The sequence below is a fragment of the Pseudomonas sp. 300 genome (assembly GCF_055803035.1).
The window spans coordinates 900,757-913,931 of record NZ_JAVLRV010000001.1 but is presented as its reverse complement, the minus strand read 5'-3'; the positions used below and the strand labels follow the sequence as shown (position 1 = coordinate 913,931).

Here is a 13,175-nt window from a genome sequence, read left to right as displayed (position 1 = left end):
GTTTAATCGGGTGTGTTACTGCGCACCTTGCTTGTCGATCAGCGCGGCCAGAGCTTCGTACTCTTCCGGCAGCAGATCGGTCAGCGGCGCACGCACAGGACCTGCGTCATAGCCGGCAATTTTCGCACCCGCCTTGACGATGCTCACCGCGTAACCGGCTTTGCGGTTACGGATGTCCAGGTACGGCAGGAAGAAGTCGTCGATGATCTTGCCGACGGTGGCGTGATCTTCACGGGCGATGGCGTGGTAGAAATCCATCGCGGTTTTCGGGATGAAGTTGAACACCGCCGAGGAGTAAACCGGTACGCCCAGTGCCTTGTAGGCCGCTGCGTAAACTTCGGCGGTCGGCAAACCGCCCAGGTAGCTGAAGCGATCGCCGAGGCGACGACGGATAGACACCATCAATTCGATATCGCCCAGGCCATCCTTGTAGCCGATCAGGTTCGGGCAGCGCTCGGCCAGACGCTCCAGCAACGGCGCGGTCAGGCGGCAGACGTTGCGGTTGTAAACCACCACGCCGATCTTCACCGATTTGCACACGGCTTCAACGTGGGCGGCAACGCCGTCCTGGCTGGCTTCGGTCAGGTAGTGCGGCAGCAGCAACAGGCCTTTGGCGCCCAGACGCTCGGCTTCCTGTGCGTATTCGATGGCTTGACGGGTCGAACCGCCCACACCGGCCAGAATCGGCACGCTGGTTTCGCAGGTGTCGACGGCCGTCTTGATGATTTCCGAATATTCGCTGGCCGCCAGAGAGAAGAACTCACCGGTGCCGCCTGCGGCGAACAGAGCCGAGGCGCCGTATGGGGCCAGCCATTCGAGACGCTTGATGTAGCCCGCGCGATTGAAGTCGCCCTGAGCATTGAAATCGGTAACCGGGAAAGACAACAGACCGGAAGAGAGGATGGACTTCAGTTCTTGTGGATTCATTATTCGAACACCCTGGGTAGCACGTTTGTGTGTGAGGAAATCGTTCAGCCTGCGCCGAAGTTGTAGGTCATCGTACAACTTAAATAATAACCGTCAACTGCATTTCATCGCCAACCGCAGAATTCGAGTCGGAAAGGTATTTTCTTGACGTAGGAAATTTCTCACCTATGATCCAGATGACTGTATATGCATACAGTCATTTTTTGATCGTACCGACGACATATCAAGGAGATAGAAATGTCAGGTCTATACGCACAGCCGAAGGAAAAACCAAAACAGGTCATTGCCGACCTGGATGATCTTTTTACCGAGCATGGCATTCCTCTCATCGGGGGAAACCAACATGTCATCTTGCAGATTGCTGATCATCACAGCTCTGCGACTCCCCTTCCCACACCTCTGTCCACAGCCTCTGGAAATGCCCTGAAAGGCAAGCCACAGCTGAGGTTCGAGGGTGGTGAACACACCGCCATCGGCGACAGCACACTGCTGCGTTTCGTCAAGGACGCACCGGCTATCCCGGCTGCGCAGGTGGAGTTGCATTTGCCCAATGGGCTGGCACTGACCTACGGCCAGGTCGTTGCGTTGGGGGGTGATTTCTATGGAATTCCCGATCAACCGATCAGCGAAGGCGCGACGGTCGCCGACCGAATCCAGCGCTTTTCCAACGCCTTTAACTCGCTGGCGGTGCTGCCTGCTTCTAACGCTGAGGCCAAGCTGATCCTCGGTGTCATGCAAAAGGAAATCGCCGCGATCAAGCAGGCGATCAAGGACGGTAAACAACCTCACGAGGCTTATGACGCCCTCGGTGATACGTTGTCGGAAGAGTGGAACAAGATCACCGGCGGCGGCAGTTTCGTCTCGGCGTTGTTCCCGCTGGGACGTTATCTGAAACTGGCCGCCAACAATGCCGATCACTTCGCCGAATGGGCGCTGCCGGCCTATATCGCCGGGCACACCGCCGCGGTGCAACAAGCGGTGCGGGCCCACGCCAGCGGCGATGAAAAGCAGCTGGAACTGGCCTATGCGATGAACGCTTTTGCCGATCACTACCTGACCGACCTGTTTTCCGCCGGCCACCTGCGAGTGCCGCGCAAACAATTGGCAGCGGTGGTTACACCGAGCGATCTGGGTTCGTTGATCACGCGTTTCATGCACGACGAAGACAGCAAGTTCGGCCTCAACGTGCGCAATGGCAATGGCGATCAATGGCGTGCGTATGGGGACAAGCGCTACTTCGACGCGATCGACAGCGCCAATCGCGCCCAGGTGAATCAGGCGGTTCAGGTGTCTGCGGATGAAGTGTTCGCTGCGTATCTCAGTGGAATCGCCCCGTCGGCCGCCAATTTCGGCGCCTTGAAAAAGCTGCCTGATCTGCAAGCCGTACTGAACCTGGCGACCAACTTCTCGCCACTGTTCCGGGTCGAGGGCAACAAGGTGCTGCGACGCAAGGACGTCAACAACCTGAACGACACCGCCACCGTGGATGACTGGTGGGGCTGGAGCACTTATTTGCTGCTCAAGGATTACAAACCCACTGGCAACGTTGCCTGATAAGGAGATCGATGATGACTATCAAATTGAAACTGGAACTGGCCTCGGGGCAATCGCTGAAGGGGGCGCCGTTGGAGTTGTTGGCCAAGGGAGTGCCGATTGCTCGGGCGGTGGTGGATGAACATGGGTATGTGGCATTTGATGCCAAGGCTGGGGTGGCTGGATTGGCGGTGAGGGTGGATCGTTCGATCCTGCGCTCAGCCTGTTAATTTAGCATCAAGGCTGACGGCCCTATCGCCAGCAGGCTAGCTCCCACATTTGATCGTGTGTTCACAGTAGATCCCCTGTGGGAGCGAGCCTGCTCGCGATGGCATTCGGCGAGACACCGCAATTGCTAAAGATTGGAGAATGGCCGTTCATCGGAACTGGTATTTCTTACAGTTTTGAGTAATCGCTGGAAGACGCTAAATCGGTTACTCAATTACTGCTCAGGTGAACGTCCATGAAAATAAAACACCGATTTACATTTCCGGCCAGAACCAATTATGCCGCTCTGGAGATGCCCATGGAGTTCGACCTCCATGTGAACGTCGGAGATTTCGTCGAATTTGAAATGATTCCCGGAAAGGATTGGGTAATCACCCGCAAAAAATTCAAAGTGTTGATTGATAACACGGTCGAGTACGTCGACTACGAAACGGACCCGGCGTGATATCTGAAAACCGCAATCAGCGCTGCGCTTCTGCCTCTTCATGAGCATGACGCAACCGCTCCCGGCTATTCGTCAGATGCAAACGCATCGCCGCCCGCGCCGCATCGGAATCCTGGCGCGCAATCGCATCGTAAATCTCTTCGTGCTCACGGCTCAGACGGCTCATGTAGTGTTGCTGGTCATCATGGGCCAGGCGCGCCGAGTTCAGGCGGGTCCGCGGAATGATGCTGGTGCCCAGGTGGGTCATGATGTCGGTGAAATAACGGTTGCCGGTCGACAGCGCGATTTGCAGGTGGAACTGAAAGTCCGAGGCCACGGCATCGCTGGCGTGTGCCGCGCTTTCATTCAAGGCGTCCAGCGCGGTGCGCATCAACGCCAACTGTTCAGGGCTGCGGCGTTGTGCGGCGAGGCCGGCGGATTCCACCTCGAGGCTGATGCGCAGTTCCAGAATCGCCAGCACATCACGCAGCGTCACCACGGTGGCCGGATCGATACGGAAACCGCTCGGGCTCGGCGTGTCGAGCACGAAGGTGCCGATGCCGTGACGGGTTTCCACCTGCCCGGCTGCCTGCAAACGGGAAATCGCCTCGCGCACTACCGTGCGGCTGACGCCATGGGCATCCATGATCGCCGACTCGGTGGGCAATTTGTCGCCGCGCTTGAGGTGACCATCGCGAATCTGCTCGGACAGCACCGTCACCAGTTCCTGTGCGAGGCTGCGGCGCTTGCGAGGGAGGCGTGGTGCGTCGATCGGGTTTTCCATGGTGAACGTCTGTCTCGAAAAGTTCGGCTTAAACCGCATCATAGCTTAACGCCGTTGTACGATCACCATCGCCCCCTGCAGGAGCGTGGCTGCCCGCGATGAACGATAACGCGGTTCAGTGGGTGAACCGCGTCGAGGCCATCGCGGGCAAGCCCGCTCCCACAGGTTAGGTGGTGGTTATACGGTTACGGCTTGGTCCACCAAATGACCGTTGTCGATGCGCACGTGCCGCGGGTGGAAGCGTTTCAGGCTGCTGCGATGCCCGACGCTGAGGATGCTCAGCCCCGGAATCTCATCGATCAGCGCCTGATACAAGGACGCCTCATCCTCTTCATCCATCGCCGAGGTCGCCTCATCCATGTACAGCCATTGCGGTGCATAAAGCAGCGCACGGGCAAAGGCCAGACGTTGCTGCTCACCCGGTGAGAGCATGCGCTGCCAGTGATTCGCTTCATCCAGACGCGAAACCAGGTGCGGCAAACGGCAGGTTTCCAACACATGGACGTAACGCTCGTGCGGATAGGTCTCGCCAGGCTGTGGATAACTCAACGCCTCGCGCAGCGTGCCAATCGGCAAATAAGGCTTTTGCGGCAGGAACAGATAGCGCGCCGCCGGCAGACGAATGCTGCCGTGGCCCGCCGGCCACAAATGCCCCATCGCCCGCAGTAACGTGGACTTGCCGCTGCCGGAACGGCCGCTGAGCATTACGCGCTCGCCCTCCTCCACGGTCATGTCGGCTTTGGTCAGCAGGTGACGACCATCCGCGAGGTCGAGGTCCAGGTTATGCACCTTCAATGCATCACCTTGATTCTGCACGTCAATGGCTGGCGCACGTTCTTCATTGTCGGTCATGGCCTGACGGAAACTCAGCAGACGATCACAAGTGGCGCGCCACGACGCAAGGTTCTGGTACGCACTGATAAACCAGCTGAAACTCTCCTGCACATTGCCGAACGCCGAACTGATTTGCATCAGCTCGCCCAGTTCGATCTTGCCCGCGAAGTAACGTGGCGCGGCGACCATGAACGGAAAGATGATGGCGGCCTGTTGGTAACCTGCGGTAAAGAACGTCAGACGCTTGGACACCTTCATGATGTCCCAGAAGTTATGCCAGACCAGCCCGAAGCGGTCACTCAAGCGACGGTTTTCATTGGGCTCGCCGTTGTACAACGCGATGCTTTCGGCATTCTCGCGAATCCGGACCATGGAGAAACGCAGGTCAGCTTCGAAGCGTTGTTGTCGGTTGTTGAGGCCGATCAAGCGCCGACCGATCAAATGGGTCAGCCAGCTGCCGATCACGGCATACACCAGCACACACCAGAACATATAGCCGGGAATGGTAAAACCGAACACTTCAATGCTGCCCGAAACACCCCACAGAATGATCGAGAACGACACCAGGCTGACAATGTTGCGCAGCAAACCAATGCCCAGTTCCAGGGTATTCGAGGTGAAGTTGTTAAGGTCTTCGGAAATCCGCTGGTCCGGGTTATCGGTGTATCCACCCTGTTCCAGCTGGTAGTAATTCTTGTTGCCGAGCCAACGGGCGAAATGCTTTTCGGTGAGCCAGGCACGCCAGCGAATGGTCAGCATCTGCGTCAGATAGAGCCGGTACACGGCACCGACAATCGCCACCGCCGCAATCCCGCAGAAATAAAGAATCAGCCGCCAGAACGCCGCTTCGTCTTTTTGCTGCAGCGCATTGTAAAAATCCTTGTACCAGGTGTTGAACCACACCGAGATGCCCACGCTGATCAGTGACAACGCAATCACCGCGATCAGCAGCGTCCAGGCTTTGACCTTCTCTTCACTGCGCCAGTAAGGCGTGATCATCGCCCAGACTTTGCGAAAAAACTGCCCGCGCACCGCGTCGTTGACCGCGGAATATTCAGCGTTCTGATTCATGGAAAAGGCTCGATAAAGAAAAGAACACACACGAACCGATCATAGAGGATCGGCTCGGTTTGTCGCGAGGCACGGCCGGCATTCGTTCAGCGCAGGTTCAGCGACGAACGGGACGCTTTTGCAGTTTGCGCTGCAGCGTGCGCCGGTGCATGCCCAGGGCGCGGGCGGTGGCGGAGATGTTGCCTTCGTGTTCGGTCAACACGCGCTGAATGTGTTCCCACTGCAAGCGGTCCACCGACATCGGGTTTTCCGGCACCAGGGTGTCGAGGTCGGCGTGCTCGGAGAGCAGCGCGGCGAGGACGTCGTCGGCATCCGCCGGTTTGCACAGGTAGTTGCAGGCACCGCGCTTGATCGCCTCGACGGCGGTGGCAATGCTCGAGTAACCGGTGAGGATCACCACGCGCATGTCCGGATCGAGTTCGAGCAGTTTAGGCAACAACACCAGGCCCGAATCGCCGTCCATTTTCAGGTCCAGCGCGGCGTAATGCGGGATATCGGCCTGGGCGATGGTCAGGCCTTCTTCGGCGGAACCGGCGGTGCTGACGCGAAAACCGCGGCGGGCCATGGCACGCGCCATCACGCGGGTGAACGTGGCGTCGTCATCTACCAGCAGCAAATGCGGCAGTTCTTCGCCTTCGACTTGGATCTCTTCACTCATGTTCGTCTCCTCGGGCGACACGGGGCAGGCGCAGCTCGGTGAGCGTGCCGCCTTCCTCATGACTGTAGAGTTTCACTGAGCCGCCGGCGCGTGTCACGCTGGCCTTGCTCAAAAACAGGCCCAGGCCGAAACCTTTGCCCTTGGTGGTAAAAAACGGTTTACCGATCTGTTCGGCAATGGCCAGCGGCACACCGGCGCCGTGGTCGCGAATGCTGATGGTCAAGTCCTCGGCATTCCAGTCCAGCGACACTTGCAGCCCTTCGGGGCACGCATCGGCGGCGTTGTTGAGCAAATTCAGCAGCGCCTGGGTCAGGTCCGGTGGCGGCGCCATGCGCGGCACGGTGCCCTGGCCCAGGCGCTGGAAGCGGTAACTGGCTTCCGGACGCATCAGGTGCCAGCGGTTCAGCGCTTCGTCGAGCCAGTCGGTGACGTCCTGCATTTCTACCGCCAAGCGGCGATTGGCTTCGGCCGCCCGAACCAGCTGCTGCAAGGTTTCTTTGCAGAGTTTGACCTGATCCTGCAGCACACTGAGGTCGTCCTGCAACATCGGGTCGTGGTGGTCCTGACGCATTTCCTTGAGCAGCACGCTCATGGTCGCCAGCGGCGTACCCAGTTCATGGGCGGCACCGGCGGCCTCGGTCGCGACGGCCAGCAATTGCTGATCACGCAGGCCTTCTTCGCGACGGATAGCGCGCAGCTCTTCCTGCCGGCGCAGCTCTTCGGCCATGCGCGCGGCAAAGAAGGTGATCACCGCCGCCGCGAGGGCAAAGCTCAGCCACATCCCGTAGACCTGCAGGTTTTCCCGGGCAATCGGGAAGGTTTGCAACGGATAGAAACCCGCCAGGAGCAAGGTGTACATCGTCAGCGCGATGCCCGACAGAATCACTGAATAACGCCACGGCAGTGTCACGGCGGCGATGGTCAGCGGCACCAGGTAATAAGAGACAAAGGGGTTGGTCGAACCGCCGGAGAAATACAGCAAGGCGCTGTGGATAAACAGGTCGCAGGCCAGTTGCACGGCGTATTCGAGTTCGGTGACGGGCCATGAGGTGCGCAAGCGAATCGCCGTGAACGCGCACAGCAACATCGAGCAACCGAGGGTCGCGGCCAGTTGAAACCAGGGCAGCGGCAGCAAGTCGAGCCAGTAAGCCAGGCCCACCGAACCGGCCTGAGCGGCCAGCACCAAGGTGCGAATGAACGTCAGCCGCCAGAGATTCTGGCGGGTTGCAGAAGTGATTTGAACGGGGGCGAGCATGAGCTCTCCTGATGAGCGCTCCAGGCGGATCGCACGGAGTATAACCAAGCACGGGGGCTGACAGGCAAAAGTGCGGCAAACGGCCACATGGCAGAAAAACCAGCTGCGTCTATAAGGCCGCCTTCGTGAGCAGGCTGGCTCCCACAGGTGAACGCATTCCAATGTGGGAGCGAGCCTGCTCGCGATTGGCCGCGCAGCGGCTACCGTCAATCCATCTGTATAGAAGTTGTAACTGGGCGAACCGGATCATTAGAGCTAGAGTCTGATGGTTTCACGCAGGCTCGGACCTAACCCCTGCGCATCGTCCAAGGAGTTTTCATGCACACTTTCCGCCGCAGCGCCGCCCTTCTCGCCCTCAGCGTTGGCACCGTCGCCAGCCTCCCGGCCCAGGCCGCCGACGAGCTGCATTACAACCAGATTTCCCTGCGCGCCGAAGTCAGTCAGGAAGTCGCCCGCGACCTGATGATCGTGACCCTCTACACCGAAGAACAAAACACCGACCCGGCCAAACTCGCCGCCGACGTCAGCACCACCATGAACAAGGCACTGGCCCAGGCCAAGCAAGTCAAAGACATCACCCTGCGCCAGGGCAGTCGCAACAGCTACCCGATCTACGACACCAAGGGCCAGAAAATCACCGCCTGGCGTGAACGCGCCGAACTGCGCCTGGAGAGCTCGGACTTCGCCGCACTGTCGAAACTGACTGGCGAACTGCTGACCGACCTGAAAATGGGCGGCATGGACTTCGCCATCGCCACGCCAACCCGCAAGGCCAGCGAAGACGCGCTGCTGAAAGACGCCGTGACCGCCTTCAAGTCCCGCGCACAACTGGCCACCGATGCGCTGGGTGGCAAGGGTTACAAAATCGTCAACCTGAACCTCAACAGCAACGGCTACCCACAACCGTACATGCGCGGGCCGATGATGATGAAAGCGGCGAGCATGGATGCCGCGCCGGTGACCCCGGAAGTCGAGGCCGGCACCAGCCAGGTCAGCATGACGGCGGATGGGTCGATTGAAGTGTTGATGCAGTGATTCGATAACCTGCACAAAAAAACGGCGATCACTTGAGTGATCGCCGTTTTTTTGTGGCCAGGCAAAAGTCAGCGGTGGGACTGCCTGACAGAAGGGAGTGGTTCACACGATCCTGTAGGAGCCGGCTCCTACAATGGATCGGCGTACACCCGCCAAACCACGAGGCCGAGCGTTAGCTCGCGTTGCGCTTTTGAATTTGATCTGCCCGCCCCTTCGGAAGGCCGAGTGGAGGTTCTGCGCAGTGGGCAGCCCGGCATGGATGCCGGGCTAGCCGCCCCCGGCCATGGATGGCCGATGGCGGCGGGCCCACGGAGCAGGACCGGAGCGAGGGAACGCCGAGCCTTAGCGAGGGGCTGGACGCTCGGGGCGAGACTTTTTGGTTCCTTTTGTGGCGTTTGACAAAAGGGACTCGCCGTAAGGGCGAAACCATAGGCGGCCGTTACCGCAGGAATGGATATGTACACCTGAAAGAAAATGGCCGGCTATGAGGCCGCCATCGCCAGCAAGCCAGCACCTACACATTGAATGTGTGCACATCCGACAAACAGCCTGAATATACCGAGATAGAGGGGTCGACCTCAAAAACAGATATTTCCGCCCACCCCGTCTACGACGCTACTCTGCGGAAAACATCACCGCCCAAACCCTCGGGGACTCCATGGAAAGAACCACCGTCAAACCACTCCTGCTCGCCCTGGCCATCGCCACCACCGCCCCATTCGCCCAAGCCGCCACCACCCTGGTCTACTGCTCCGAAGCCAGCCCCGCCGGCTTCGACCCCAGCCAATACACCAGCGGCACTGACTTCGACGCCTCGGCCGAAACCGTCTTCAACCGCCTCACCCAATTCAAACGCGGCGGCACCGAAGTCGAACCCGGCCTGGCCACACGCTGGGATGTCTCGACTGACGGCCTCAGCTACACCTTTCACCTGCGCAACGGCGTGAAATTCCACACCACCGACTATTTCACTCCAACCCGGGATTTCAACGCCGACGACGTGCTGTTCACCTTCCAGCGCCTGCTCGACCCGGAAAACGCCTTCCGCAAAGCCTATCCCGCCGAATCACCCTACTTCACCGACATGGACCTGAACAAAACGATCAAGAGCGTCGACAAAATCGACGAGCACACCGTGCGCTTCAGCCCGAACAACATTGACGCCGCCTTCATCCAGAACCTGGCGATGAGTTTCGCTTCGGTGCAATCGGCCGAGTACGGCGCGCAACTGTTAAAGGAAGGCAAGGCAGCCGACATCAACCAGAAACCTGTCGGCACCGGCCCGTTCGTGTTCAAGCGCTATCAGAAGGACTCGCAGATCCGCTATGTCGCCAACAAGGCGTACTGGAAAGCCGAGGACGTGAAAATCGACAACCTGGTGTTCTCGATCACTCCGGACGCCGCCGTGCGCTTGCAGAAACTCAAGACCGGCGAATGCCAGGTCAGCGGTTACCCGCGTCCGGCCGACATCGAAGTGATGGAGAAGGACCCGAACCTGCGCGTGCTCAAACAGGCCGGGTTCAACCTCGGCTTCCTGGCCTACAACGTGACGCACCCGCCGCTGGACCAGCTCAAGGTGCGTCAGGCCCTGGACATGGCGATCGACAAACCGGCGATCATCAAAGCTGTCTACCAGAGCGCCGGGCAACTGGCGCAAAACGCACTGCCACCGGCGCAATGGTCGTATGACCCGAACATCAAGGACGCGCCCCACGATCCGACAAAGGCCAGGGCGCTACTGAAAGAAGCAGGGGTTGCACCCGGTACGACCATTAATTTGTGGGCCATGACCGTGCAGCGTGCCTCCAACCCCAACGCGCGGATGTCGGCACAGATGATCCAGCAGGATTGGGAGAAGGTCGGTATCCAGGCCAACATCGTCAGCTATGAATGGGGCGAGTACATCAAACGCGCCAAAAATGGCGAACACGACGCGATGATTTACGGCTGGACCGGCGACAACGGCGACCCCGACAACTGGCTCGGCGTGCTCTACAGCTGCGCGGCCGTGAAGGGCAGCAACTATGCCAAGTGGTGCGACCCGGCTTACGACAAACTCGTCCAGCAAGCCAAGGTGTCCACGGACAAACAGCAGCGGGTCAAACTGTATCAACAGGCACAACAAATCCTTAAGCAACAAGTACCTATCACGCCGATCGCCAACTCCACGGTGTTCCAGCCTCTGCGCAAGGAAGTCACCGACTTCAAGATCAGCCCGTTCGGCCTCACGCCCTTCTATGGTGTGGGTATAAATAAGTAACACCACGCTCCAACCGGGTGCGCCACGCGCCCCGGTTGCCCCTCACCGGTGCGCGATTTGCACTGAAAAAAACCTGCGCAAACGATCAAATGCGCGTGAATTTATACATATGCGACATTAAGGTACGTTCGTGCCACTGTTTAAGGCCTGTGGTCGTTCAGGATCTTGCATTGGGTATGGCCCCTGCATAAGTATCCGCAGGCACGGCTCACGAGGTCGTCCTCTAATTCCAAAAATGACAACAAATCATGAGGCCAACATGCTTAAACACGCGGTCATTCCGTTTTTAGTCGGCGCCAGCTTGTTAGCTGCCGCACCTTTCGCCCAAGCGGCGACTAACCTGGTGTTTTGCTCCGAAGGGAGCCCGGCTGGTTTTGATCCTGGTCAGTACACCACCGGAACCGACTTCGACGCCTCTGCAGAAACCATGTTCAACCGTCTGACCCAGTTCGAGCGCGGCGGCACCGCCGTTATTCCTGGTCTGGCGACCAAGTGGGACATCTCCGCTGATGGCCTGACTTACACCTTCCACCTGCGTGAAGGCGTCAAGTTCCACACCACCCCGTATTTCAAACCGACTCGCGAGTTCAACGCCGACGACGTGCTGTTCACCTTTAATCGCATGATTAACAAGGATGATCCGTTCCGTAAGGCGTACCCGACCGAATTCCCGTACTTCACCGACATGGGGATGGACACCAACATCACCAAGATCGATAAAGTCGACGACCACACCGTCAAGTTCACGTTGAAAGAAGTGGATGCCGCGTTCATCCAGAACATGGCCATGAGCTTCGCCTCGGTGCAGTCCGCCGAGTACGCCGCTCAACTGCTGAAAGAAGGCAAAGCCGCCGACATCAACCAGAAGCCGGTCGGCACGGGTCCGTTCGTGTTCAAGAGCTACCAGAAAGACTCCAACATCCGCTACACCGGGAACAAGGACTACTGGAAGCCTGAAGACGTCAAGATCGACAACCTGATCTTCGCCATCACCACCGACCCGTCGGTACGTATTCAGAAGCTGAAAAAGGGCGAGTGCCAGATCACTCTGTTCCCGCGTCCGGCCGACCTGAAGGCGCTGCAGGAAGACAAGACGTTGAAGGTGCCTAACCAGGCTGGTTTCAACCTGGGTTACATCGCCTACAACGTGATGGACAAGATCAAGGGCAGCACCGAGCCGAACCCGATGGCCCAACTGAAAGTGCGTCAGGCACTGGACATGGCCGTCAACAAACAACAGATCATCGACTCGGTTTACCAGGGTGCAGGTCAACTGGCGGTCAACGCCATGCCGCCGACCCAGTGGTCTTACGACACCACCATCAAGGATGCGCCGTACAACCCTGAGAAAGCCAAAGAGCTGCTCAAGGAAGCGGGCGTCAAGGAAGGCACCGAGATCAACCTGTGGGCGATGCCGGTGCAGCGTCCGTACAACCCGAACGCCAAACTGATGGCTGAAATGCTGCAGTCCGACTGGGCCAAGGTCGGCATCAAGGCCAAGATCGTGACCTACGAGTGGGGCGAGTACATCAAGCGCTCCAAAGGCGGCGAAAACGGCGCGATGCTGATTGGCTGGAGCGGCGACAACGGTGACCCGGACAACTGGCTCAACGTGCTGTTCGGCTGCGACTCGCTGGAAGGCAACAACTTCTCCAAGTGGTGCGACAAGAAGTTCGACGGCATCGTCAAAGAAGCCAAGCGCACGACCGATCAGGGCAAGCGCACCGAACTGTACAAGCAGGCGCAGCACGTCCTCAAAGACGCTGTTCCGATGACACCTATCGCTCACTCGACGGTGTTCCAACCCATGCGCAACGAAGTGCAGGATTTCAAGATCAGCCCGTTCGGCTTGAACTCCTTCTACGGCGTTAGCGTCAGCAAATAAGATTTGGCAACGGCGACGTTTTTGACGTCGCCGTTGCTTTTTTCTGCCGAGAAATTAGGAAACAGCCTACATCCATTTCCGCCGAGTATTACGACGGCGGTGTCGGATGCGTTGAACTTTCCTACGAGTCTTTAGGACTTTACGCATTTACTGCCAGACCCACGGCTCATACCGTCGGGATCTGACCAATTCATGTGTGGGCTCTCGGTTTTGTTGCACGCCATGGCTTGAGATCAGTGATGCCTCCACGTCCCCGGACGGGAGCGGCTCATTGAAAACAC

At 58.6% G+C, this 13,175-nt stretch carries 11 protein-coding genes; 6 read left to right on the top strand and 5 right to left on the bottom strand.

The genetic code is table 11. From position 1 onward, the window contains the following. Positions 1 to 15: 15 nt before the first annotated feature. Complete coding sequence (gene kdgD / locus Q7W83_RS04115; RefSeq protein ID WP_150633960.1) at positions 16 to 927, bottom strand: 5-dehydro-4-deoxyglucarate dehydratase; 912 nt, start codon at positions 925 to 927, stop codon at positions 16 to 18. Positions 928 to 1,164: 237 nt separating this feature from the next. Here kdgD and Q7W83_RS04110 point away from each other — a divergent pair, with 237 nt between their 5' ends. From Q7W83_RS04110 to Q7W83_RS04100, 3 genes are all read left to right on the top strand, one after another. Beyond that, positions 1,165 to 2,481 (top strand): phospholipase, encoded by a 1,317-nt coding sequence (locus Q7W83_RS04110; RefSeq protein ID WP_473655709.1) that lies wholly within the window; start codon positions 1,165 to 1,167, stop codon positions 2,479 to 2,481. Positions 2,482 to 2,495: 14 nt separating this feature from the next. Continuing rightward, entirely contained in the window at positions 2,496 to 2,690 is a 195-nt protein-coding gene (locus Q7W83_RS04105) for a hypothetical protein (RefSeq protein ID WP_473655708.1), read from the top strand. A 296-nt stretch (positions 2,691 to 2,986) separates the two neighbouring features. Beyond that, entirely contained in the window at positions 2,987 to 3,133 is a 147-nt protein-coding gene (locus tag Q7W83_RS04100) for a hypothetical protein (RefSeq protein WP_473655707.1), read from the top strand. Positions 3,134 to 3,149: 16 nt separating this feature from the next. Here the strand turns inward: Q7W83_RS04100 and Q7W83_RS04095 are convergent, their stop codons facing one another. The 4 genes from Q7W83_RS04095 to Q7W83_RS04080 form a co-directional block, all read right to left on the bottom strand. Continuing rightward, positions 3,150 to 3,896, bottom strand: coding sequence for a FadR/GntR family transcriptional regulator (locus Q7W83_RS04095; protein ID WP_473655706.1), 747 nt, complete (start codon positions 3,894 to 3,896; stop codon positions 3,150 to 3,152). Positions 3,897 to 4,073: 177 nt separating this feature from the next. Then, positions 4,074 to 5,801 carry an ABC transporter ATP-binding protein/permease gene (locus tag Q7W83_RS04090; protein ID WP_150654404.1) on the bottom strand — a complete coding sequence of 576 codons (1,728 nt, stop codon included), beginning with the start codon at positions 5,799 to 5,801 and terminating at the stop codon, positions 4,074 to 4,076. A 97-nt stretch (positions 5,802 to 5,898) separates the two neighbouring features. Continuing rightward, positions 5,899 to 6,459, bottom strand: a complete 561-nt coding sequence (locus Q7W83_RS04085) for a response regulator transcription factor (protein ID WP_150633958.1) — start codon at positions 6,457 to 6,459, stop codon at positions 5,899 to 5,901. Beyond that, the gene (locus tag Q7W83_RS04080) at positions 6,452 to 7,714 is read right to left on the bottom strand and encodes an ATP-binding protein (RefSeq protein WP_150633957.1); all 1,263 of its coding nucleotides are present in this window, start codon (positions 7,712 to 7,714) and stop codon (positions 6,452 to 6,454) included. The genes Q7W83_RS04085 and Q7W83_RS04080 overlap by 8 nt, the downstream gene beginning before the upstream one ends. Before the next feature lie 318 nt (positions 7,715 to 8,032). On the opposite strand from Q7W83_RS04080, the gene Q7W83_RS04075 reads away from it, so the two are divergent. The 3 genes from Q7W83_RS04075 (at position 8,033) to Q7W83_RS04065 (ending at position 12,894) form a co-directional block, all read left to right on the top strand. After that, positions 8,033 to 8,749 (top strand): SIMPL domain-containing protein, encoded by a 717-nt coding sequence (locus tag Q7W83_RS04075; RefSeq protein ID WP_473655705.1) that lies wholly within the window; start codon positions 8,033 to 8,035, stop codon positions 8,747 to 8,749. A 658-nt stretch (positions 8,750 to 9,407) separates the two neighbouring features. Beyond that, positions 9,408 to 11,009 carry an ABC transporter substrate-binding protein gene (locus Q7W83_RS04070; protein ID WP_473655704.1) on the top strand — a complete coding sequence of 534 codons (1,602 nt, stop codon included), beginning with the start codon at positions 9,408 to 9,410 and terminating at the stop codon, positions 11,007 to 11,009. A 259-nt stretch (positions 11,010 to 11,268) separates the two neighbouring features. After that, positions 11,269 to 12,894, top strand: coding sequence for an ABC transporter substrate-binding protein (locus tag Q7W83_RS04065; RefSeq protein WP_150633954.1), 1,626 nt, complete (start codon positions 11,269 to 11,271; stop codon positions 12,892 to 12,894). Positions 12,895 to 13,175: the final 281 nt, after the last annotated feature.